Origin of the sequence: Shewanella canadensis (assembly GCF_003966225.1) — a bacterium.
GTDB lineage: Bacteria > Pseudomonadota > Gammaproteobacteria > Enterobacterales > Shewanellaceae > Shewanella > Shewanella canadensis.
In genome coordinates, this window is record NZ_RXNU01000001.1 from 514,006 (window position 1) to 538,427 (window position 24,422).

Below are 24,422 nucleotides of genomic sequence, written 5' to 3' on the forward strand. Positions count from 1 at the left end.
TTTTTAGTAGAAAGGTAAAGCTGGAGGCGATTATGGCCGCGACTCATCATAAATATCGTGTACATCGTAATTTGTCAGGAAAATCGATAAGTGACCGCCATGAGCGAGTGGTTTATAGGAGCCATGAAGCGCGCTCCTCTGGTTATGAGAGGAACAAAGTGATTCATTTTGCGTTGACTATCCTTACTTTTGGTCTGTGGGGGCTGGTATGGTGGTGGTTAATTTTAAAATCTGAAGGTAAGAGCGATCAACTCTTTCGTGGTTTCGATGATGCCTATTGGAGTTATTTAATTGAGAGAGAACAGCCTCCGGCCGCACTACATAAAATGAAATTTGATGATGAGGGTAGCAAAGGTTTTTTCGATGCTTGATGCATGACTCTACTTAATATTTAGACGTTTGTTTTATACTTATTGTCATTCCTGCCCGATGCTGTTTCTGGTTTGTTACACACTTGGAGTTGTAATGAGCTGACGCTTAACTTTCCTTGTCTGGTAGGAGCTGTAAGCCTTCTCTGCTTGATATTGATCACCCTCGATTATTACGAGCTATGGTAAAATCTCGCCTCGTTTTATTTTGATCCATTAGTCGCCCTGTAAACTTCGCTATCGAGCGGATTTAATGGCTCGCCTCTTCAAATTGACGCATCCAAAACTCTATCGCTTTCTACACTCAAGGTTGAAAATAATGTCTGAACAAAAAACGTCGATTGTTGGCCGTGTCTGGTCACGCTGGATGTCTGTGCCTCTTTGGCTACAAATTCTTATCGGTATGCTTTTAGGCATTGCCACGGGACTCGGTTTAGGTGAGCAAGCGGTTGTACTAAAGCCGATAGGCACTCTTTTTGTTAATACCATTAAGATGTTGATTGTGCCGCTGGTATTTTGCTCCCTTATTGTGGGGGTCACTTCCATGCAAGATACCGCTAAGATGGGAAGGATCGGTTTTAAATCATTTATTTTCTATCTCGGCACCACTTCGATAGCGATCACCTTAGGGCTAGCGGTCGGACACTTTATGCAGCCAGGGGCTGGTTTGGGAATGCAGGCCGATTCAAACCTGACAGCGGCCAAAGAAGTGCCCTCTGTGATGGAGACCTTAATCAATATTATCCCGACTAACCCCATTGCAGCTTTAGCGAGTGGGCAGATCTTGCAAGTGATTGTGTTTGCCGTCGCCTTAGGTATCGCTCTAGTCTTGATAGGCGATCATGGAAAGCCGGCTATTAAGGTGTTCGAAAGTTTAGCCGAAGCCATGTACAAGTTGACCGATATGATCATGAAGCTGGCGCCTTATGGGGTGTTTGGTTTGATGGCCTGGGTGGCGGGTGAGTATGGTGTTGAGATGCTACTGCCATTGATAAAAGTCATTATTGCCGTCTATATCGGTTGCTTCATACACGTCGTGGGCTTCTACAGTGTGGTACTGAGTGTATTTGCTAAGCTCAATCCTGTGCAGTTTTTTAAGGGGATCAGTAACGCATTGGCTGTGGCATATACCACATCAAGCTCCGCAGGAAGCCTGCCAGCCAGCATGAAATGTGCCAGTGAATCTTTAGGGATTAACAAGAAGATCTCCAGTTTCGTTTTGCCACTGGGGACGACCATCAACATGGATGGAACCGCGCTCTATCAAGGGGTCACCGCCTTGTTTGTCGCACAGGCCTTTGGTATCGATCTGACTTGGGTGGATTACATCACCATCATTTTAACCGCTACGCTGGCCTCTATAGGTACCGCCGGTGTGCCTGGTGCGGGTCTGGTGATGTTGACTCTGGTGCTGACCACCGTCGGCTTACCTCTCGAAGGAGTTGCGTTAATCGCTGGTATCGATAGAATTTTGGATATGGCTCGTACCGTTGTAAATGTATCTGGTGATTTAGTCGCAACGACTGTTATCGCTAAATCGGAAGGTGAGCTTAATGTTGCTCACTATAATGCAGATATGGAACAAAGTGCATTGATAGCAGAGCAGTCATCCATACAAAATAGTGAAGCCGCCATGAACAACGAGTTCAAGGGAGCGGAGCGCACCTAGTGGTATAAACTCAGTACCCAGAGTAAAAAAAACCGCCGAATGGCGGTTTTTTTGAAAATGTTCTTAAATAGGGGGCGTCAGCGCTATATCTTACTTAAGATTAACTGGGTGTTTCCTGCAGCATCTTTAAGAAGTAACTTACCCTTGGCAAGCTCCCCGGTGGCAACTTCAGGCATGGCTGCCATCACTCTGCGCTCTTGATCCATTAATGCATCGACGCAGGCTTTCATTGTGCTGCCTGCAGGAGTCAGCGTTATCTTATTACCATCAATCGAGTATTGGCCGAAGAAGTTATTGCAGCTGTTATTGCCGGTCAATTTGCCGTCTGGAGCAAAAGTGAGTTGGGCCGGGCTGTAATCGATAACAGGTTTTTGTGTGACTACCTCAATATGCCAGCTTCCCTGAAGAGCAATATCTTGTGGTTGAGTTTCAATGGTACTTTGGCAGGCGGTTAAACCGAGGAGAGCTGCGGCAATCGCATATAATTTTATAGACATTACTGGGATCCAAATTAATATTCACCATATTGTGACAATATTAGTGCAATATAAAAAGCGATAAGTCTTTTTTTGGAGTGAAAAGAGCAATGAAAACCTTAAAGGTGATGCATTGGGTGGGATTATTCATGTTTATCATTGGAGTTTTAACCTATCTCTATACCGACATGGCATTAGTGATAAGCGGGATGGTACTGGTATCGAGTTTAATCGGTTTAGGCTTGGTGATGATGTCACCCTTTCCCATTGTCATTTTTATACAATGGGCAAGGGAACAAGATAAGAAACGAGACGAGCCAATATAGGACGACATCAGTATAGGGCTAGCGGGTCGTTTTCTGATGCTCAAGTTTGTTCATGTTTAAGTTCTCTTTAGCCTTTGCCTGCATAGGGTCCAGACTGATTTGAATATCTGGCGTAAAGTAGCTTTGTCCTGTGACAAGTCTTAAGCTTGGATCCTCTTTAGCTATCTGCTTTTTCAATCTGGAAACAAGGGCATCGAGATTAGATTCATTATCGATGAAGCAGAGAATGATAAATTGCCTGTGACTCACTCTGGCTGACACATCGGCATCTCTGAGGTTGTCGTGAATGATCCTGGCCAGCATGCGTATTCTCTGTCCCGCGTCGTCCTTGGAAGACTCGAGCGATTCGCTCATCATCTCTTCGATTAAAATGATCCCGGCGTGGGAGCCAAAACGTCGGCTCAGACTGAGTTGCCTTGGGGCCATTAAGCTGAAACCGTAAGGATTGAGCATGCAGGTTTGCTCGTCCTGTACCGAGAGCATCTTTACCTGCTGCATAAGAAAGACATGCTTCAATTCAGCTTGGATCAATGAGGTTGCGGTTTCGACGAGAGGGGTTAATCGTTCTCGGTATTTAGTTTGCAGCGGGTCACAGATCAAGATACAACCGAATAGCTCTCCATCTGGCCAAAATATAGGGCGGGATAACAGCTGATTAAATTGAGAAAGCTCAGAGGTAAAGTCAGCCCCTGAGGACTGAGTTAAACTGTAGCCATCATAGTCATGGATCATGGCTAACAAGCCGGCATCTTCAAAGCCTGAGCCTCCGTTTAAGTGGAAATTTTGACTCTGACGAGCGCAGACAACTTGAACGCTATTGTTGACCACTTGAAGGATCAGACAAGCCTGGGCTTGATAAAAATTACCTAATAACTCTACTTGCTGTTGCCACCTTGGCAGGCTAATAGCCGGATGATCTTGCTCCCTTAGCCAAAGTAGATGATGTGTGCTTTGGGCTAACATAGGCTTTCTCACTTAATGGTGTTTTCATGCTGACTCGTTTATAACCCGAACCCTGACTTTAACAATTCACGAGTTAGATTTTTGTTGTAAACGAAAACTTGGTATTAGCATACCCAACTTAAGTGGTTACCTAAATGTAAACTTGCTGTTTCTTTGAAAAAGATCCACTTTCAAATGCTCATCGGATGAGATGCCGTTAAAATTGAGGCAAGTACATACTTTGTACAATTTTTAGTGGCTAATCCGATCATTTTCCTCTCTATGTGCGGCTTGGGTCTCTTGTGAAGCCTTGGCTTTAACTTGGGCAGCCTCAAGTTTGTGGAGCTCAGATTGGAGTCCTTTTTTCGACTCTTCCAGCATAGGAGCAAGTTTTACTGACGAATCTGGGGTGAAATAATTACAACTTGAGTCTACCTTGAGCTTATCATTTTGTTGGAAAAGCAGTTTTTCTACCCGTTTACCTATGTGAATAAGGTCGCGCTCTGAATCCACAAATACCAGAACAACAAATTGTGTCTCACTATAGTGCGCTGCTATGTCTGCGGTTCGTATCGTATCCTGGATAATGGAACCTAATAAGCGGTTATGTTTATCCTCTATATGCTCTAAAGGGGGCGTTGGGTACAGCTCGAAAAATATTATGCCAGCGGATGCGCCAAAACGCCGGCCGAGACTGAGTTGCCGCGGGGCCATCATGATAAAGCCATACCGATTCAGCATGCCTGTCTCTCTGTCTCTCATCGATAGCGACTCGATACGCTGAGTTTGACAATAGAGAGTGAGCTCTTGCTGCAACAATATTTGGAAAGGCTCAAGCATAAAGGAGTTTTTTTCATTTGAGGATATTCTGGTGTTGAGTACGCAGATACAGCCAAAGTGAGTCCCATCGGGCCATAGGATAGGACGGGTCAACATATTGTCCGCATTGGCAAACACATCCGGCAAAATTAATTTCTTTTGATTGGTCAGGTCGATATTCAACCCTTCGGGCTGTGAGTGAACTAGGCGTTGGAATATTTTATCATTGGCTTCGAAGAGTGTGCCGGTAGTTAATAATCGGTTCTGACTGATGGAGCTGACGATAACCTCGAAACCACTGCTGGTTTCTTGAATAACAAATACGACATCGGCTTGATAATAGCGTTTCATCAATTCACATTGGTGCATCCAGCGAACTAAATTGAGTTGGGTATTGTCACTCTCAAGTAAACTGACACTTGTATCGACATTTTCAGGAAGCATGGGAACCTTGGCCAAGGTCTGTGGATATTTTATTAAGTGTGGTAGCCATATTGGATTTATGCAAACTATTGAGACGAGAAATTGAGGAGATTTAAAGCATTATGAATGCGGGGGAGGGCTGGTATAATCGGTTTATCATAGAATTTCAATTATCAGATTTAGAGTAGAGTGATGAATATCAGATTAGCTCATCTTGGCGACCTCAATCAGCTTCAACAACTTGAACAAACCAACCTTAACGATGAGCTGAGTGGCTCAGAGCAATCATATGGATTAGATGGGCAAGCGTTTGGTTCAGCCGAGCTTAAACTGCTTATTTCAGAGCATTGGATAGTCGTTGCCGAACAGGATAATGGCAAAGGGGGAGAAATTGTCGGTTATGTTATCGCTGGTGGTTGGCGGTTCTTTGAATCCTGGCCTGTGTACCGGAATATTTTGAGAAGGCTGGGTGACTTCAGTGTCGACGGCACTAAAATAACTAAAGCGAACTCATGTCAATATGGACCCATCTGGATTAAAAAATCCTGCAGAGGTAAGGGGATTTTTGAGGCCATGGTTAACTACCTTAAGTTACAAGTTCAGCCCAAATTTCAGTTTATGTTGACGTTTATCGCTGAAGATAACTTGGCATCATTTTCGGCTCATACCAATAAGGCATCGATGCAGGTGCTGGATTTCTTTACCTTCGATGACAGAGACTATTATCTGCTTGCTTTAGCAGCGAAATAAATTGGAGTTTATCATGTCTGAGCAACTTGAACGCCTACTCGCCCCCTACGTTGGTGTTACTCTATCTGCGTTTGATAACCTTAAGTTAGTGGTATCCGTGTTAGCGGCCGAAGTATCAGCGAATCATTCGAGCGAAGATTCACCGGAGCCCAGGCCTATCGCCTATGAAGCACAGCGCAAAACGGATACTGGCCTCGAGGCATTCTATTGTGTCGAATGGCAGGGAGTGTGGGTCGATTGCGGTCGAACCAATGACTATGCAGCAAGCCCGGCTCCACTCAGTCGTGAGGAGGAGAGCGGAATCGATATGTCATCACTAAGGGAGCTTAATGTTCCGGTAATGACGATGCAACAAGTATCATTTATGTGTATGGAAAATGCCCATTTCGATCATTGCTGAGTTCTATTTTGTCTATGTTGAGTAAGATTATAAGTGGGCTCATATATTATTTTGGCTTGCTAATAATAGCGTTTCTGATTCGGTTATCGTGCAGGTAGAAGAGGGGACTCAAATCTTTACCCCCTTTCCACTTTCGATATTAATGACTTCATGGCCGATGCTCTCGGTATCAGAGCCTTTACACTGCTTAGTCATGAAGTCACTACATGGTTAATGAATCCTGGTGAATGAATCCTGGTTAATCCTCTCCGGAGATACGAGTAATTGAGGCATCCTTGTCCGGTTCGGCTCTTTTCTCCTGTTTGGAGGCTGTGACCACCTGTTCCAGCTTAGTTATTACCGTCTCTTTGTGTGTGTTTTCTGGCTTGGCGGTGAAAAACTTCATCTCATCATTCATCCCTTTAGCTTGACTAGCCATGGAGTGGCTCGCTGCAGTTGCTTGCTCTACCAGGGCTGCATTTTGTTGAGTCATCTCATCCATCTGATTAACAGCGATATTGACCTGATCGATTCCCTTTGTTTGCTCTTGAGCGCTACTCGATATCTCTTCGATAATGCTACAAACCTCTTTTACCGAGTCGACAATCTTGTTTAAGGTTTCGCCTGATTCATTAACCAGCTTAGTACCCAGTTCAACTTTTTTAACTGAGTTGCTGATAAGTCCCTTTATCTCTTGTGCTGCACTGGCTGAACGCTGCGCCAACTTTCTTACCTCTGAGGCAACAACTGCAAATCCACGTCCCTGTTCACCCGCTCTGGCGGCCTCGACTGCTGCGTTGAGTGCCAGTAAGTTTGTTTGAAATGCGATTTCGTCAATGACATTGATAATGTTAACGATCTCTTTGCTTGCGCTGTCGATCTCAATCATTGACTTGATGGCATCGTTTACGACTATGCCACCCTGAACGGCATTCTGCTGAGCGTTGTCGGCTAACGTGTTAACAAACAAGGCTTTTTTTGCATTGTCTTTAACCGTTTCAGCCAGCTGTTCCATCGATGCCGCAGTCTCCTCCAGAGAGGCTGCCTGCTCCTCTGTTCGAGTACTTAGATCGATATGCCCCATAGCGAGCTCATTACTCGCTGAGCTGACTATATCGGCCGAGCTTGAAATTTTACCGATGATCTCTGTTAGTTTTACTATGGTATTGTTTGTGTCATCTTTGAGCTGTCCAAAGATCCCCTGATAGTTATTCTCTATCATATTGGTGAGATCACCCTCAGCCATACTCCCTATTATCTGTGCTGTATCGTTTATGACCCGTTCGTTTACATCGATCAGTTCGTTAATTCCATTACTCAGCGTTTCGAAAAAGCCCTCTTTATCTTCAAGAGAGATCCGCTCTGTTAAGTTGCCATCCTTGGCCGAGTCGACCAGTGACTGAATATCTATCTCTATGACTTTAGTGAGCTTATCTACAGTTTGATTTGCATCTTGCTTGAGGATTTCAAATGCTCCCTGATATTCGTTGGTGATTCTGGGGGTAAGATCGCCCCTTGATAAGGCGGCAAACATCATCACAGTGTCTTTGACTACTCGATCATTAACATTTACCAGCTCGTTTATGCCGCCAGCAAGAGCTCTGAAGAAACCTTGATGCTTCTCCTGTGATATCCGTTTTGTAAGGTCGCCTGCCTGTGCGGCATCTAAAAGCTCCTGAATGTCTTTCTCTATGACCTGAGTGAGTTTTTCGGCTGTTTGATTTGCATCATTCTTCAGCTCACCAAATGCGCCCTGATAATCAGTTGTAATACGCTGAGTCAGGTCTCCTCTGGCCATAGCACTGAGCATTCTGATGGTGTCATTGACGACCTGTTCATTGACCTCTACAAGTTGATTTATGCCAGAGCTTAGCTTCCCAAAGAAGCCGTCTTTTCCATTCAGAACGATTCTTTGACTTAGATCTCCCCTCTGTGCCGAATTAATAAGTTGTTGTATATCTCCCTCGATAACCTGAGTTAATTTTTCAACTGTCTTATTGGCATCTTGCTTGAGGGTATTAAATTCACCCTGATATTGAGTATCGATTCGGTAGCTAAGGTCACCACTTGCCATCGCCGAGAACATATTGACGGTATCTTTAACCACCTCCTCATTGACGTCGACAAGGTCGTTAATGCCATGGCTCAGCTTATGGTAGAAGCCTGATTTATCATTGAGTTCAATACGCTGGGATAGATCTCCGGCCTTGGCTGAGTCAACGATCGATTGGATATCGTTTTCGATCACCTGTGTCAGTTTTGTTTGCATCTCAATCATAGAGCTAAGTAATTGTCCGATCTCATCTTTTGAGCTAATGACTAATTTGCTCGAAAGATCTCCATTAGCTATCAGACTTGCCGCGGTGATCCCCTGTTGTAATGGTTTCGTTATCATTTTCGAGATGACGAAACTTAACCAGGCTACCAGTAGCAGCGCGAAGAGTAATACAACTCCTTCAACCCACATCATGGTTGAGATCTTATTTGATGACTCATCTGCAAACATGGCAACAGCAAGGTTCATTGTCTTTAATACGTCGATATTCAGTTTTCGAACCTGGTTCATATGCTCAAGGTAAGCAGTGCTACCCGTATCGTCTGTCTGCCTTAAAAACGCTACCGAACCCATCATCTCCTTCCAGAGTGTATCGACCTCCTGAAGTTGTTTAATAATAGGTGCAGAAGTTGTGGCTGGCAGGATAACCTCGTCGGTCATCTCAAGATCTGAATAGGTTCTCCCGCCATTCTCTAATGCAAGTAGTGATATTTCAAACAGGGAGCGGGTGCTGTCAGCGGGAGATGTTTGTGGGGGCGTCATCAGCCTTTGGGCGAGAGCGGGATCGGCGGTAAGTTCAGTTTTAACGACCAGAATTCCCATCAGATCATTTAGGACAAAATCATTTTTCGGGCTCGATAGAAGAGTGTTGTGACAGCTCACGCAGCCGGAGTCTGCGACGTCAGCCTGGGCATAGTAAAATGTGGCTCCGCCATTGTCGCTCTTTCCTATCTCAGTATAGGGCTTTGAGGCATCTTTAGAGAGTACTTCCCAAGCGGCTCGACTGAAGGGCGTTTTTAACCCTTTTTCGGGATTAATATTGTACCTGCTTAGCAGTTGGTAGGAGTAGTTTGCCTGTTGATTATCGAGTTGGGTGGATACGCCTTGTACAAAGGTCGCCGGAGGTGGAATGGCTCCCGGGATATCATGAAAGTTGGGTGAGACCTGTACCGGAACGTGATCATCTTTAAGTTTTACAATGACATTCTTGTTGTAATAGGCTCTATCAGCCATGATCTGAGTTGAGACTATTGCTGTCTGTTTGCTTGACGCCGCAATCATCTGCTTATCATTTAGTTCATCGAAGAGCTCTTTAGAGAACTTTTGAGTCAGCATTCTTTGACGGCCCGCAATATTGATACCTGAAGCGTCAGATGACTGCTGCATCAGCGTCATCATGGTATAACCTACAATACCGATCAGAACCAACATGAAAAAGAGACTCAAAATAGTCAATTTTATAGCGACTGGCTTATCGGCTATCCATTGCATGATTGGGTTTGAAGATGTTTTAATTTCGACTCTATGTGAACTCATAATATAGCTTCCAATTCTATATGGTGCGTACCGGGAAGAGCGCACCAGTCCGTGTCATCGCTGTTTGAAGTTAAGGCTGGATAGGTTTTAAATAAGCGTAGATGGGATAGTTAAGGCTGTCTAGATATCGAGTTTATCGGTGAATAATCAATGCGTTACAAAAGTTTTAACTCTGGGTTTTTCCTGCATGAATTATTGACATTGGTGGCGGCGCTTGATAGGTAATTAAATTTTGCAGCTATTGGCGATACTCACCAATTCACTGCGGGTATGTATCCCTAACTTCATATAGATACGGTGGAGGTGGTTTGATACCGTCGATGGTGAGATCTCTAACTTGCGGGCTATCTGTTTGAAAGTCCCCCCTTTGCAAACCCCTGCAACGATCTGTTTCTCTCTTGTCGTGAGCTCATCGAGCTGATTCTTTATCCGTAGGGATATCCGGTAGAGATCGCCCATTCGGGTCTGGTTGAATTGAAGTTCTCCTTCGGTGAACTGGTTATCCTGTGCCGCTATGGGGAATGGAAACTTCTGCTGTGTGGGTGTTTGCAGGTGAGACTCTAGGGTGTCCAGGAAACTTGAATCGACACTATGATAGATGCCTTCGCAATCACAGATGGCGCAGCAGTGATCACTCAGGTCTCTCTCCTGTTCATTCAGGGCCAGAAGTTGTCGATGAGAAGCGGCGCTGAGCAGGTGATAGAGTAATCGATTCTGAATGCTTTTCTCTTTGGCACTGAAGCCCTCTTCCCGATTGTAACGGTAGAGGGTGAGCAAGGTAAAAATGCCGCTTCGCTCATCAACATGCAGAGAACTCAGTATTCGTTCAATGCCAAATGGCTTGAAACAGTTGTGATAAAGAGCAGAGTCATAGAACTCTTCATCCGGGAGTACATCTCCCATATCTACCGCTCCTCCCTGAGTCGAAAAAAGTGTTTCAAAGATGGGGTTGATGGCGACATTCGCCTTCAACTGATCGAAGATATCACTCGAGATATCGATGGCGGTCTGTGTATGGAACGCCTTGGTAGAGACATGCCCCGTTCCCCAGATAGCGCCATCAAAATTGATGACCTGTCGCAGAAAACTTAATGCCCATACCGGAAAATCCTCGAGCGATACTCGAGGCGACTCCCGATAGAGCCGACTGATAAACTGGTCGGAAGACATTTTTTTCATATTTAACCCATTAGGTAATTTTTACTATGGTCAGAAGGTGTTATTCATAACAGTATAAATATCATCCATATGCTAGCAGCTGGTAAGAGAATGAGACAAGCTGAAAATATTCAATGCGATACAGTCATCGCCGGAGCCGGTGTCGCTGGTCTGGTCACGGCTCTCGAACTGCTCGAGCATGGACAGACCGTCTATCTTGTCGACCGTGATACTTCGGAGAGGATCGGTGGCCTGGCCAGGTGGGCATTTGGAGGCATGGCGCTGTCGGGTACCCGGCAGCAAAGGCAGATGAATATTCCCGATGATTCGACCCTTCTGCTTCGGGATTGGTACAGTTTTGCCGAGTTTGCTGAAGATGATCTCTGGCCTAAGGCTTGGGCAAAAGAGTATGCCGAACATAATAATGAAAAGGTCTATCGGTGGTTAACTCACTTGGGTCTGAAGTTTTTGCCTGCGGTCAACTGGGTGGAGCGAGGGTTATTTGTCCCCGGTAATTCAGTGCCCCGATATCATGTGCTGTGGGGGACAGGCAGGGAGTTAGTAGAGACCATAATGGTTAAGTTGGCCCCCTATATCAGACAGGGAAAGCTCGATATTTTTTACCGACATAAGGTTGTGCGCCCCATTAATGATGAGGGAGCCGTCGTCGGCGTAGAAGTTGAAAATGAACAGAGCAAGGCCGTTTTTTCGATTAATGCCACACATGTTGTCATTGCCTGTGGTGGTATCAATGGCAGCAGTGAAAGGGTGAAACAAAACTGGAATGTCCCCTGGGAAGAGGTACCCGAGACGCTGTTAAATGGTGCCAACCCTATCTCCGATGGCCTGCTTCATGATGAGGTTGAAGCTTTGGGAGCTCGGGTCACTCATGTCGATAAGATGTGGAATTATGCAGCTGGAATCGCACATCCTCAGGCAGAGTTTGAGGGGCACGGTCTAAGCTTAATCCCCTGTAAATCTGCCCTGTGGCTCGATCACCTTGGAAAGCGGATCGGTCCACAACCTCTGGTTACCGGGTTCGATACTCACTATCTGTGTCAGCAGGTCGCGAGGCAGAGTAAACCCTGGACCTGGCAGGTATTGAACTGGACCATAGCCGCAAAAGAGTTGGCGGTGTCGGGGGCTGAGCATAACCCTTCGATCAGAGATAAAAAAATATTCTGCTTTCTCAAAGAGATATTGTTCGGTAATCACCGTTTAGTGGAAGAGTTGGCGGAGCAATGTGAAGATTTTATCTGTGCGGATACACTCGATGACCTGACGCATAAGATGAACCTCCTGACAAAAGAAAGCTATATCGATAGTGCAGATTTGGCGCGAGAGATAACTCTGTACGATCAACGAACGGTCGATACCCGATTGCAAAATGATGAGCAGCTAAGACGTATTCACCATGCCAGACAATGGAAGCCCGACAGGTTGCGAACCCGTAAACCCGGACCTATCTTGTCGGCAGGAACGGGAAAGAGAGATAAGCTTATTGCCATCAGGCTTAAGTTGATTAGCCGTAAGAGCCTGGGTGGTGTACAGACTAACTTATCTAGCCAGGTACTGGATCGACAAGGCGAGCCTATTGTGGGTTTATATTGTGTGGGTGAGGCCGCAGGGTTTGGTGGCGGCGGTGCCAACGGTGTTCGCTCCTTGGAAGGGACATTCCTGTCGGCTTGTATCTTAACGGCCCGCAATGCGGCGGCTGCGATTATCGGCAGTAAACATAGATAATAAAAAACAATAACAATAACAATAACAAAAACGAAAAAACGAGGAGATTACATTGAAAAAAACCGCAGCCTGGCTTGTTCGTTATGCACTGGAGCAACTAAATATTAAGTATACCTTCGGTATTCCTGGTGTGCATAACACCGAAATATATGATGAATTGGCACAATCTGACAGCATTGAACCTGTGCTGGTGACCCATGAGGGGCATGGGGCCTTTATGGCCGATGCCGTCAGCAGAAGCAGTGACAGCATAGGTACTTTGCTTATCGTTCCCGCCGCCGGAGCCACCCATGCTGCCAGCGGTATTGCGGAAGCGTCGTTAGATGGCATTCCTATGTTAGTCATCAGCGGCGGCGTGAGAACCGACTCGAAATTTTCCTATCAGCTACATGATATGGATCAACATAGGATGCTGGAACCCATCACGAAAAAAACCTTTAAAGTGACTCGTCATCAGGAGGTGGTATCCACACTTTTTGAAGCCTTCGACCTTGCCAATGATGGTGAACCCGGGCCTGTGTTTGTTGAGATCCCCGTGAACCTTCAGCTCGATAGGGGGGAGGTCTCAGACTTACCGCTCTACAAGGCGCCGGTAAAGTCATTGAGTCATTCACTCGATGCTCAATTAACTCAAGCGGTAACACTATTAGCCGATGCGAAGAATCCAGCCATATTTGTGGGGTGGGGGGGCGTTGAGGCGAGTGGCTGTACCGAGCAGATTGCCGCCTTACTTAGTGCGCCGGTTGCGACAACCCTGCAAGGGCTCAGCGCATTCCCCGCAAAGCATCCGCTTCATACCGGGATGGGGTTTGGCCCCGCCGCGGTTCCGGCTGCGACCAATGCCTTTAAAGCGTGTGATTGCCTGCTCGCCATAGGTACCCGTTTTGCGGAGATCGCCACGGGGAGCTTTGGGGTGACCGTGCCGGAAAATCTGATCCATATCGATATTAATCCGGACGTTTTTAACGCTAATTATCATGCCAAAGTCGCCATGGAGGGAGATGCGGGTGTGGTATTAGCCCTCCTGCTGGAGAAGCTGAAAAAAGTGGATATCAGAGTGAAAGATGCCGCAGCCATTAAGCTGGCGATCAAGCGGGATAAGCAGAGTTATCTTGATGAGTGGTTAGCTCATGACAGTGGCGATAGAGTCAATCCGGGGGCATTTTTTCAGCAACTAAGAGCATCGATCGATGAGGATGCCTATGTGGTTGCCGATGATGGAAATCATACTTTTTTAACCGCTGAGCTCATGCCTTGCTATCTACCTAAGCATTTTTTCAGCCCCACAGATTTTAACTGTATGGGTTATGCGATCCCTGCTGTCATAGGCACTAAGTTGGCAAATCCCGATAAGCAGGTGGTCGGCATCATAGGTGATGGGGCATTTATGATGACTCAAGCCGAGCTGTTTAGTGCATCCTCTCTCGGCATCGGGGCTATCTTTATCATCTTTAATGACGGCGAGCTTGCTCAGATCTCTCAGGCACAAAAAGTCCCTTACAATGCCGAAACCTGCACTGTGCTTCCCGATTTTAAATTTAAGGCCTTAGTCGAGGCTGCGGGATGCCGGTACATTCGGCTGCAGAGCAATGAGGAGATAAGTGAAAAGATAGCTGAAGCACTGGCCCTATCTGAAGAGAATATTCCCGTGGTACTCGATGTGAATATTGATTACAGCAAGAAGACCCGCTTTACCAAAGGGATCATCTCAACCAACCTAAACCGAATGAATCTGCCGACCAAAGTCAGGATGATCAGCAGGGCGCTGTGGCGAAGGCTATAGTGTCCTATTCGGTCATTGGTTTTTACCAATCAGATGAAGAGGTGCGGCGCTACTGAGGTAAGCCTGATCCACCTGATCCAACTGGTTATAGCGGATCATCTCTCTGATCCCGTCGATATAGGCCTGGCCTCGCTCAGAATATTTGTCCAGGGTACCTGCGAGTAACACTCCAGTGATAGCTTGCTTGTTCTGCCTGAGTTCTGCGCGAAGCTGGCGCAGTTTCTGGTAGGCATTATGAGTGTTGAGGTTAACCATATAACCTTCAACCGATGCCAGTGGGCTATCGAATCGTGCCAGTCCATAGTTCCCCAGCTCTTTACGTTGCTGTTTGGGCACCATCCCATTTCCACTGAAGTCCCATTGGCCAAAGAAGGCGTTCCCCTCTAAGGTAAATCTGGATGTTGCCCATCCACTCTCTTCTGCGGCTTGGGCCAGCACCAAAGAAGGCGGCATAATATCGACTCGCGCTAACAATGCTTGACGCTGGCTCTCATCGAGGCGAGTGTTTTGGTCGGTGAGTAGCTTATATTTGGTCGCGATTGCTAGCAGCTTTTTATCGCTGAGTTGAGCCGTTTCGACTAACTGACGCTCTAATAAAATGTTTTCGTTGGCAACTAAAATAAGTGGTGCCATCAAGCGAAAGAACACCATCTTCTTCTGTTGAACCGGGATCTCATTGGAGGTCTTATGCCAGCTGTCGCTGACCCGTTCGAAGGTCAGGCGTGGCACTTCACGATTACCCTCAATCCAGCTTTGAGTGTTGTAATCGAGCGAGTCGAACAGGGCCATTAGATCGTCCAATGAACCTAGCCTGACATCTTTGGCCGCTTGGGTTGGGCGGTTTTGGGAGAGCGTTATGAGTATATTTTCAGCCGAACTTCTGTTTGCCGCCTTGCCTGAAGCCGTCGCCGTGACGGGGACTGGGACAACCTCATTTGAATTGAGATCAACAGACTCAGGGGAATCAGACAGCCAGGACTTGCCCCAATAGAGTGAGGTGGCGATTAGCAGTAGCGCTATGATGAGTTTCCCGCTATTGAGATTCATGGCTGATCCTTTTCTGTTACTCATTGAGTCACTCTCCAGAGTGACTAACTCTGTTGTTCTATGGCCGTTAATATTTTGCTGTGTGAATTCACTCTATCGAATCGGTGATGCCAATACAAATGCCAGCCTTGGCTTTCATGTGTGGTATTGCGGGGCAGTGGCCCTCAGCTGAATAGGAACTTAATTGAACTCATGCTACAACGCCACTAACTTTCAGGCATAAAAAAACCGCCCAAAGGCGGTTTCTTAACTGTTAGCTTAATGCTGATTATAGCTTAACGTCGGCTCTAAGGGCTTCAGCTTTATCGGTGCGTTCCCACGGGAACTCATTGCGACCGAAGTGACCGTATGCTGCCGTTGACTGGTAGATAGGGCGAGCCAAATCTAACATCTCAGTCAGGCCATAAGGGCGCAGGTCGAAATGCTGACGAATAAGTTGAATCAACACCTCTTCAGAAACCTTGCCGGTACCGAATGTTTCGATACTGATTGAAGTTGGTTCAGCTACGCCGATAGCGTAAGAGATCTGCAGTTCACAACGATCGGCCAGGCCGGCAGCAACGATGTTCTTCGCTACGTAACGGGCTGCGTACGCGGCACTACGGTCAACTTTAGAGGGATCTTTACCAGAGAATGCGCCGCCACCGTGACGAGCCATACCGCCGTAGGTATCAACGATAATCTTACGACCCGTAAGACCACAATCACCCATAGGGCCGCCGATAACGAAACGACCGGTTGGGTTGATAAAGTACTTAGTATCTTTGTTCAACCATTGCGCCGGAAGGACCGGCTTGATGATAGTTTCCATCACGCCTTCGATCAGATCGGCTTGGCTAACGCTGTCACAATGTTGAGTCGACAGTACGATAGCGTCGATGCCAACAATCTTGTGGTCTTCGTAGGCAAACGTAACCTGGCTCTTTGCATCGGGGCGCAACCAAGGCAGTATCTTAGCTTTACGAACTTCAGACTGGCGTTTAACCAATGCATGAGAATAGGTGATAGGAGCAGGCATAAGCAGCTCAGTCTCATTGTTGGCATAACCAAACATCAAACCTTGGTCACCGGCACCTTGCTCTTTTGGATCTGCGCGGTCAACACCTTGGTTGATGTCAGGCGATTGCTTACCAATGGCATTTAATACAGCACAAGAATCGGCATCGAAACCCATGTCTGAGTGAGTGTAGCCAATTTCGCGAACCGTCTTACGGGTGATCTCTTCGATATCAACCCAGGCTGAAGTAGTGACTTCACCACCAACCATGACCATGCCGGTCTTTACGTATGTTTCACACGCAACACGAGCCTTTGGATCTTGCTCTAAGATTGCGTCTAGTACCGCATCAGAAATCTGATCGGCGATTTTATCGGGATGACCTTCTGAGACCGACTCAGAGGTAAACAAGTGCTTTGCCATGGTGGTAAATCTCGTCGTTAAACAATTTGAAGTGTGTAGAAGTATCTACATCTAGACGGCCATTTTAGTTGAAAACAGATCGGATGACACCCTTTTCGCTAAATTTTGTGGAGTAAGGCTCAGTATTCTTGCCGTAAGCTCAGGATAACTGGGGTATCTGTTTTTATTATCTCCTTGTTATTTAACTAGTTGTTCATTTTTTACTTGGCTGCCTGTTAATCATAAACTTTGTTTGTGATTACATATTCAATTTTTTGAGTAAAAGAGATCCGATGACTTATCTCTCAACCCTCTAAAAAACAAGCTAACAGTTTGTTGTTAAAGTATTAATCCACCTTTAATTTACTGATTACGATTAAGAAAATGTTGAATATTTTCGATATGAGCGAATTTTAATTGCGTCCCACTGCCTAGTAGGGGAAAATATGCGTCCACAATTGCCCGCAACCCCCCAATAATAAGCAGGAGAGAGCATGTCATCTCGCAAAGAACTCGCAAACGCTATCCGCGCATTAACTATGGATGCCGTTCAAAAAGCCAAATCTGGTCACCCAGGTGCACCAATGGGGATGGCGGATATTGCTGAAGTGCTATGGAATGATTTCCTTAAGCACAACCCAAACAACCCTGAATGGGTTGATCGCGACCGTTTCATTTTATCAAACGGCCACGGCTCAATGCTTATTTACTCTTTGCTTCACCTTACGGGTTATGCATTGCCAATCGAAGAGCTGCAAAACTTCCGTCAACTTCACTCTAAAACGCCTGGTCACCCGGAGTATGGTTACACACCAGGTGTTGAAACGACGACGGGTCCATTAGGTGCCGGTATCAGTAACGCTGTAGGTATGGCTATTGCTGAGAAGACATTGGCTGCTCAGTTTAACCGCCCGGGTCACGACATCGTCGATCACTTCACCTATTGCTTCCTTGGTGATGGCTGTTTGATGGAAGGTATCTCCCACGAAGCCTGTTCTCTAGCCGGTACTTTAGGTCTGGGTAAGCTTGTCGCATTCTGGGATGACAACGGTATCTCTATCGACGGACACGTCGAAGGCTGGTTCACCGACGATACGCCTAAGCGTTTCGAATCATATGGCTGGCACGTGATTGCTAACGTCGATGGCCACGATAGTGATGCTATCCGCGCGGCGATCGAAGAAGCTAAATCGGTCACCGATAAGCCAACGATGATCTGCTGTAAGACAACAATCGGTTTTGGTTCACCAAACAAATCTGGTAGCCACGATTGTCACGGCGCACCATTAGGCGATGCTGAAATCCAAGCTACACGTGAGTTCCTTGGTTGGGAGCATGGCGCATTTGAAATCCCTGAAAATGTTTATACGGGTTGGGATGCAAAAGATATTGGCGCGACCAGAGAGTCTGCGTGGAATGAAAAGTTAGCCTCATATAAGGCTGAATTCCCTGAGTTGGCAAGTGAATATGAACGTCGTGTTATTACCGGCGAACTCCCTGCTGACTTCGAAGCTAAGGCACAAGCCTTCATTCAAGAGTGTCAGGATAAAGCGGAAGGCATTGCCAGCCGTAAAGCATCACAAAATGCTATCGCTACATTCGGTGCTATCTTACCTGAAATGTTAGGTGGCAGCGCCGACTTAGCGGGTTCTAACCTGACACTTTGGTCTGGTTCTAAAGGTATTCAAGACGATGCCGCGGGTAACTACATCTATTACGGTGTACGTGAATTCGGTATGAGCGGCATCATGAATGGTGTGTCACTGCACGGTGGTTTCATCAACTTCGGCGCGACGTTCATGATGTTTATGGAATACGCTCGTAACGCAGTACGTATGTCTGCGCTGATGGGCATTCAAAACATCTTCGTTTATACCCACGATTCAATTGGTCAAGGTGAAGATGGCCCAACTCATCAGCCTGTAGAGCAATTGGCTAACCTGCGTATGACTCCGAATATGACGGTATGGCGTCCATGTGATGCAGCCGAAACGGCAGTATCCTGGAAGAACGCGATTGAACGTCGAGAGGCGCCAACCTCATTGATCTTTAGCCGTCAAGGCCTAAAGGCTCAACCACGTAGCGCTCAGCAGTTAGCGGATGTGGCTAAAGGTGGCTATGTCTTAGTCGATTGCGCCGGTACTCCGGATCTGATCCTTATCGCTACAGGCTCTGAAGTACAGCTAGCTGTCGATTCAGCGGCACTGCTTACAGAACAGGGTCAGAAGGTGCGCGTAGTGTCTATGCCGTCAACGAATGAGTTTGATAAGCAAGATGCGGCATACAAAGAATCTGTATTGCCAAGCACTGTGACTAAGCGTGTTGCAATCGAAGCGGCTCATGTCGATTTCTGGCATAAGTATGTTGGATTCGGTGGCGCGGTTGTTGGTATGACTACGTTCGGTGAGTCGGCTCCAGGTGGCGAGTTGCTGAAGTACTTTGGATTCACTGTCGACAATGTCGTTGAAACGGCTAAAGGGCTTTAATCAGTTTTAGCCAAGGCAAAATCGTGATGCACCTTGATTACCAAGCTTGATAATTAAGTGCATCCCTTTGCTAATAAAGATACGAAAATATAGAGTGCTTCAGACTTCTGTTTTCCTTAAGTCTCTATGCTAAGTGCTCATGTTATAACGGCTTACCTAAGAGGGTAGGCCGTTGTTGTATCAATGAAAGGATAGAAATAGTTTAATGATCAGAGTCGCAATCAATGGATATGGCCGTATAGGTCGTTCAATTCTTCGTGCTCTTTACGAGTCGGGTAAACGCGATCAAATTCAGATCGTGGCCATCAATGAACTTGCTACACCCGAAGCCATGCTTCATCTTACTCTATACGATACGACTCACGGACGCTTTCAATCTCAGGCTGCTCTCGATGCAGACGGTCATAAAATGGTTATCGGTGACGATGCCATTACGCTCTTACATGAAAGTGATCCCACTAAACTCCCGTGGCGGGAGATGGATATCGATATTGTTTATGAAGCGACGGGGGCATTTTCCGATAGAGCAAGCTGTGAAGCTCATGTCCATGCAGGTGCGAAACAAGTATTGATAAGTCATCCAAGCTCGAGCGATGTCGATGCGACGATTGTCTATGGGGTCAACCACCACCTTCTTAAAGCAGAGCATACAGTGGTCTCCAATGCCTCATGTACAACAAACTGTATTGTGCCTGTCATCGAAGTGTTAGATGAATACTTTAAAGTCAAAAGTGGAGCCATAACGACGATTCACTCTGCGATGAATGATCAGCAAGTGATCGATGCCTATCATGTTGATCTGCGAAGAACACGCGCCGCAGGCCAGTCAATTATTCCGGTTGATACTAAGTTAGCCAGAGGAATCGAGCGCATACTGCCTCAGATGAAAGATAAATTTGAAGCTATTTCGGTGCGGGTGCCCACGATCAATGTCACAGCAATCGATCTTTCTGTGACTCTGGAATCAAGAGTTGACATTGCTCACGTAAATCGGGTGCTTTCGACTTCGTCTACAGGCCTTTATAAGGGCGTTTTAGGCTATACTAATGAGCCATTAGTATCGTGTGATTTTAACCACGATCCAAGATCTTGCATAGTCGATGGTACCCAGACCCGAGTCAGTGACGGTCATTTAGTGAAGCTGCTCCTATGGTGCGACAACGAATGGGGCTTTGCTAACCGCATGTTAGATACCAGTTTAGAGATGATAAAAGCCAGAAGAGCTTAAAAGAAGGTACTAGGAAAAGCAGATGCGAGGGAAAGCATTATAGCTTCGGTATTATGCAAAACCTAGAACCTAGAACCTAGAACCTAGAACCTAGAACCTAGAACCTAGAACCTAAATTTTTAACCTGATGGCTTGGTGTTGTGTCCCGGCGGTCAGGAAACCAGTTTATTTTTAACCTTTAACTTTTAATTTTAAACATTTAAGGAAACATAAAATGGCTATTATCAATATGTCAGAGTTAGATCTCCAAGGTAAGCGAGTGCTTATTCGTGAAGATCTTAATGTACCAGTCAGTGACGGTGTGGTGACCAGTGATGCGCGTCTTCGTGCTGCACTGCCTACGATCAAACTTGCACTCGAGAAGGGCGCTGCCGTTATGGTTATGTCTCATCTTGGTCGTCCAACTGAAGGTGAATATAATGCAGAGTTTTCACTGCAACCTGTCGTTAATTACCTGACAAAAGCGCTAGAGTGCCCAGTGCGTCTGGCGACTGATTACCTCGATGGCGTCGAAGCCAATGTGGGCGAGCTTGTTGTGTTTGAAAACGTTCGCTTCAATGTCGGTGAGAAGAAAAACGATGAAGCTCTGGCTAAAAAACTTGCTGCGCTTTGTGATGTCTATGTGATGGATGCCTTCGGTACCGCTCATCGAGCTCAGGCATCGACTCATGGTGTCGGCCTGCATGCTGCAGTGGCTTGCGCGGGTCCACTACTTGCCGGTGAGCTTGAAGCTCTGGGTAAGGCGATGGATAACCCGGCACGTCCATTAGTTGCCATCGTTGGTGGCTCAAAAGTGTCGACTAAGCTTACCGTTCTCGAGAGCCTTTCAGGCATCGTCGATCAGCTTGTTGTTGGTGGTGGAATTGCGAATACCTTTATCGCTGCAGCGGGACACGAAGTGGGTAAATCACTTTACGAAGCCGATCTGATTGAAGAGGCTAAGCGTCTTGTTGCTAATGCTCAGAGCCGTGGTGGCGATATCCCTGTGCCAACCGATGTGGTTGTGGCTAGCGAGTTCAGCCCAACAGCGAGTGCGACACTTAAAGATGTGAGTGAAGTCACGAGCGACGATATGATCTTCGATATTGGTCCAGATAGCGCAGAAGCATTATCTGAAATATTAAAGAATGCAGGAACCATCGTATGGAATGGTCCTTTAGGCGTATTTGAGTTCGATCAGTTTGGTGAAGGTACTAAGCGTATCGCTCAAGCGATTGCAGATTCGAATGCATTCTCGATTGCCGGTGGTGGTGATACGTTAGCGGCTGTTGATAAGTACGATATTGCGGATAAAGTTTCATATATCTCAACGGGTGGCGGTGCATTCCTCGAATTCCTCGAAGGAAAAGAGTTGCCAGCCGTTGCTATGCTTGAATCTCGCGGAAAATAGAAAATAAAGAGCAAGTAAATAGCTGAAGAAATAATAAAAATCAGCAAAATAGTTTAAATCAAAATAAAAAAAACCGTGCTTTGACTCGTGTTAATGAACCAGCTTTCTAAGTGGGAATAAAAGATCATAGAATCCTTATTCATTCATTCTCATGGGTTAAAGCATATAAAAATCAATCCAAACGATAGTGACCTCGGTGATGCCAATCACCCTATTATTGGAGTAAAAAATGGCTTTAATTTCCCTACGTCAAATGCTAGACCATGCTGCAGAACATGGTTATGGCGTCCCCGCTTTTAACGTAAACAACCTTGAGCAGATGCGCGCAATCATGCAAGCTGCTGAGGCGACCGATAGCCCTGTTATCGTTCAGGCTTCGGCTGGTGCACGTAAGTATGCTCGTCCTCAGTTCCTTAAGTATCTGATGGCTGCGGCGCTTGAGCAGTACCCTGATATCCCGGTGTGTATTCACCAGGACCATGGTACCGATCCTGATATTTGTCAGCGCTCAATTCAGTTAGGCATGTCATCGGTAATGATGGACGGTTCATTGATGGCAGACGGTAAGACTCCTGCTTCATATGAGTATAACGTTGACGTTACCCGCAAGACGGTAGCTTTTGCTCACGCTTGTGGTGTTTCTGTTGAAGGTGAAATCGGTTGCCTGGGTAGTCTTGAAACGGGTGAAGCCGGTGAAGAAGATGGGATCGGTGCTGCAGGTATTTTGAGCATGGACCAGATGCTAACCACACCTGAAGAGGCGGCGCGTTTCGTTGCCGATACTCATGTCGATGCATTGGCTATTGCCATTGGTACCAGTCATGGTGCGTATAAGTTTAGCCGTAAACCTACCGGCGATGTATTGCGTATCGATCGTATTAAAGAGATCCACGCGCGTATTCCTAACACTCACTTGGTGATGCATGGTTCTTCATCAGTACCACAAGAGTGGTTGAAGGTGATTAATGAGTACGGTGGCAATATGCCTGAAACCTATGGTGTGCCTTTAGAGGAGATCGTTGAAGGTATCAAGCATGGCGTTCGCAAGGTCAATATCGATACCGATCTACGTTTAGCCTCTACGGGTGCTGTACGTAAGTTCTTAGCCGAAAACCCAAGTGAATTTGACCCGCGTAAGTTCCTTAAGGCGTCTATGGAAGCGATGGCCGACATCTGTACTACGCGCTACGAAGCCTTTGGTTGTGCCGGCATGGGCTCTAAGATTAAGCCTAAGTCACTGCAGGCTATGTATAAAGCATACCAATCAGGTGAACTTGATCCGCAGATTAAATAAGTCATTTTAATCTAAAAGCTAACCTGTCTTAAATGCCCGCCTAGTGCGGGCATTTTTATTCCTGTCGTTCTTATGTTTACCTGAAGGCTGCTGCGGTAAAGCATCGATCATCGATAAGTCATATGTGAGCCGTATCAATCATTTTCAATTCTGTTTTGTGAGTGTTAATATTGCGCCGATTTTAAGGGATATGATCTTTCGGAGTAGTATAAAAATGAAAAAATTGCTTATAGCATCTGCTATTTTAATGGCTGCACCTTTTGCTGCTCAAGCGGGCGCTAACTTTGTCGAAGGCGATAAGATATTCGGCGGAGATGCTGAACTGGGTGCGACGCTGACAACCGGTAATACCGAAACCACATCGGTTAAAGGCCGTCTTGATATGAAGCATGAACTGGGCAACTGGGAAAACCAGTACCTGTTGGAAGCTTTATATAAAGAGGACACAGGTGAGGTGACCGGTAAGCGTTACTACGGCTTAATTCAGGCGGATTATAAGTTCGATGAAAAGAGCTATACGTTCGTTAACGGTAACCATGAGATAGACCCATTTACCGGTTTCGATTCAAAATCTACTGTCTCTGCCGGTTATGGTCACAAATTTATCGATACGGGCAAGACATTGTTCAATGTTGAAGTCGGTCCGGGTTATCAATATAAGCGTCTGGACGATGAAAGCGCTGCGGCAGCCGGATACGAAACTGAGGATAGTTGGGTTGCTCACGGTGTGGTTAATTTTGAGAAGCAGATAACAGAGTCTTCAAAGTTTAAGCAGATGTTTGTGGCTGACTATGGTGACAGTTTAGAGGGGCGTTCGGAAACTTCTATCACTGCTAACATTATCGGAGCACTTGCGATGAAGTTTGCCGTTATTGTCCGTTATAACAGTGAGCCGTTAGACGATAAGAAAAGCACAGATACCGAAACTAATATGACCTTGCTGTATGCATTTTAAGTCATACTAAGTGACATCTGATAAGCACCTTCGGGTGCTTTTTTATTGTGAAAATTCAGCTTAAATATGAATTTTACCCCCCTCTTTATTTACCTTTAGTTAACCGATGTAACCTTCTCTCTATAGCTATCTTCTTAATTTTAAAGTATTAACGTGCTCCTTGTCACGAATTTGCTCTTTGCTCATGCATAACTT

The 24,422-nt window shown here is 46.1% G+C and carries 19 protein-coding genes; 12 read left to right on the forward strand and 7 right to left on the reverse strand.

The genetic code is table 11. The features are described from left to right. Nucleotides 1-32 precede the first annotated feature (32 nt). Nucleotides 33-371: a DUF4234 domain-containing protein gene (locus EKG38_RS02245; RefSeq protein ID WP_126518250.1), complete on the forward strand. Its 339-nt coding sequence runs from the start codon at nt 33-35 to the stop codon at nt 369-371. Nucleotides 372-687: 316 nt separating this feature from the next. Then, nucleotides 688-2,037, forward strand: coding sequence for a dicarboxylate/amino acid:cation symporter (locus EKG38_RS02250; protein ID WP_126518252.1), 1,350 nt, complete (start codon nt 688-690; stop codon nt 2,035-2,037). 83 nt (nt 2,038-2,120) lie between these two features. Here the strand turns inward: EKG38_RS02250 and EKG38_RS02255 are convergent, their stop codons facing one another. Then, entirely contained in the window at nt 2,121-2,534 is a 414-nt protein-coding gene (locus EKG38_RS02255; RefSeq protein WP_126518253.1) for an META domain-containing protein, read from the reverse strand. An 89-nt stretch (nt 2,535-2,623) separates the two neighbouring features. Between EKG38_RS02255 and EKG38_RS02260 the strand changes: the two genes are divergently transcribed. After that, nucleotides 2,624-2,839, forward strand: a complete 216-nt coding sequence (locus EKG38_RS02260) for a hypothetical protein (RefSeq protein ID WP_126518255.1) — start codon at nt 2,624-2,626, stop codon at nt 2,837-2,839. A gap of 18 nt (nt 2,840-2,857) precedes the next feature. On the opposite strand, the gene EKG38_RS02265 is transcribed toward EKG38_RS02260, so the two are convergent. Beyond that, nucleotides 2,858-3,802, reverse strand: coding sequence for a GGDEF domain-containing protein (locus tag EKG38_RS02265; RefSeq protein WP_126518257.1), 945 nt, complete (start codon nt 3,800-3,802; stop codon nt 2,858-2,860). Nucleotides 3,803-4,033: 231 nt separating this feature from the next. Then, complete coding sequence (locus EKG38_RS02270) at nt 4,034-5,044, reverse strand: GGDEF domain-containing protein (protein ID WP_126518259.1); 1,011 nt, start codon at nt 5,042-5,044, stop codon at nt 4,034-4,036. Between the two features lie 171 nt (nt 5,045-5,215). Here EKG38_RS02270 and EKG38_RS02275 point away from each other — a divergent pair, with 171 nt between their 5' ends. Next, on the forward strand, nt 5,216-5,773 hold the full coding sequence (locus EKG38_RS02275) for a GNAT family N-acetyltransferase (protein WP_126518261.1): 558 nt from the start codon (nt 5,216-5,218) through the stop codon (nt 5,771-5,773). Between the two features lie 13 nt (nt 5,774-5,786). Continuing rightward, nucleotides 5,787-6,173 (forward strand): hypothetical protein, encoded by a 387-nt coding sequence (locus EKG38_RS02280; protein ID WP_126518263.1) that lies wholly within the window; start codon nt 5,787-5,789, stop codon nt 6,171-6,173. A gap of 238 nt (nt 6,174-6,411) precedes the next feature. Here the strand turns inward: EKG38_RS02280 and EKG38_RS02285 are convergent, their stop codons facing one another. Continuing rightward, nucleotides 6,412-9,744, reverse strand: coding sequence for a methyl-accepting chemotaxis protein (locus EKG38_RS02285; protein WP_126518265.1), 3,333 nt, complete (start codon nt 9,742-9,744; stop codon nt 6,412-6,414). A 225-nt stretch (nt 9,745-9,969) separates the two neighbouring features. Further along, nucleotides 9,970-10,923, reverse strand: coding sequence for a helix-turn-helix domain-containing protein (locus EKG38_RS02290; protein ID WP_126518267.1), 954 nt, complete (start codon nt 10,921-10,923; stop codon nt 9,970-9,972). A gap of 90 nt (nt 10,924-11,013) precedes the next feature. Here EKG38_RS02290 and EKG38_RS02295 point away from each other — a divergent pair, with 90 nt between their 5' ends. Then, nucleotides 11,014-12,645, forward strand: a complete 1,632-nt coding sequence (locus EKG38_RS02295) for an FAD-dependent oxidoreductase (protein WP_246033057.1) — start codon at nt 11,014-11,016, stop codon at nt 12,643-12,645. Between the two features lie 52 nt (nt 12,646-12,697). Beyond that, complete coding sequence (locus EKG38_RS02300) at nt 12,698-14,428, forward strand: thiamine pyrophosphate-binding protein (RefSeq protein ID WP_126518270.1); 1,731 nt, start codon at nt 12,698-12,700, stop codon at nt 14,426-14,428. Nucleotides 14,429-14,440: 12 nt separating this feature from the next. Here the strand turns inward: EKG38_RS02300 and EKG38_RS02305 are convergent, their stop codons facing one another. Further along, nucleotides 14,441-15,475, reverse strand: coding sequence for a glucosaminidase domain-containing protein (locus EKG38_RS02305; protein WP_126518272.1), 1,035 nt, complete (start codon nt 15,473-15,475; stop codon nt 14,441-14,443). Nucleotides 15,476-15,743: 268 nt separating this feature from the next. Then, nucleotides 15,744-16,895 (reverse strand): methionine adenosyltransferase, encoded by a 1,152-nt coding sequence (gene metK / locus EKG38_RS02310; RefSeq protein WP_126518275.1) that lies wholly within the window; start codon nt 16,893-16,895, stop codon nt 15,744-15,746. A 473-nt stretch (nt 16,896-17,368) separates the two neighbouring features. On the opposite strand from metK, the gene tkt reads away from it, so the two are divergent. From tkt to EKG38_RS02335, 5 genes are all read left to right on the forward strand, one after another. After that, a complete protein-coding gene (gene tkt / locus EKG38_RS02315) occupies nt 17,369-19,360 on the forward strand; it encodes a transketolase (RefSeq protein WP_126518276.1) in 1,992 nt (663 codons plus the stop codon). Nucleotides 19,361-19,565: 205 nt separating this feature from the next. Next, nucleotides 19,566-20,588 (forward strand): erythrose-4-phosphate dehydrogenase, encoded by a 1,023-nt coding sequence (gene epd / locus EKG38_RS02320; RefSeq protein ID WP_126518278.1) that lies wholly within the window; start codon nt 19,566-19,568, stop codon nt 20,586-20,588. Between the two features lie 214 nt (nt 20,589-20,802). Next, a complete protein-coding gene (locus tag EKG38_RS02325) occupies nt 20,803-21,978 on the forward strand; it encodes a phosphoglycerate kinase (protein WP_126518280.1) in 1,176 nt (391 codons plus the stop codon). Nucleotides 21,979-22,207: 229 nt separating this feature from the next. Beyond that, nucleotides 22,208-23,272 (forward strand): class II fructose-bisphosphate aldolase, encoded by a 1,065-nt coding sequence (gene fba, locus EKG38_RS02330; RefSeq protein ID WP_126518282.1) that lies wholly within the window; start codon nt 22,208-22,210, stop codon nt 23,270-23,272. A gap of 214 nt (nt 23,273-23,486) precedes the next feature. Next, nucleotides 23,487-24,227, forward strand: a complete 741-nt coding sequence (locus tag EKG38_RS02335) for a DUF481 domain-containing protein (RefSeq protein ID WP_126518284.1) — start codon at nt 23,487-23,489, stop codon at nt 24,225-24,227. Nucleotides 24,228-24,422 lie beyond the last annotated feature (195 nt).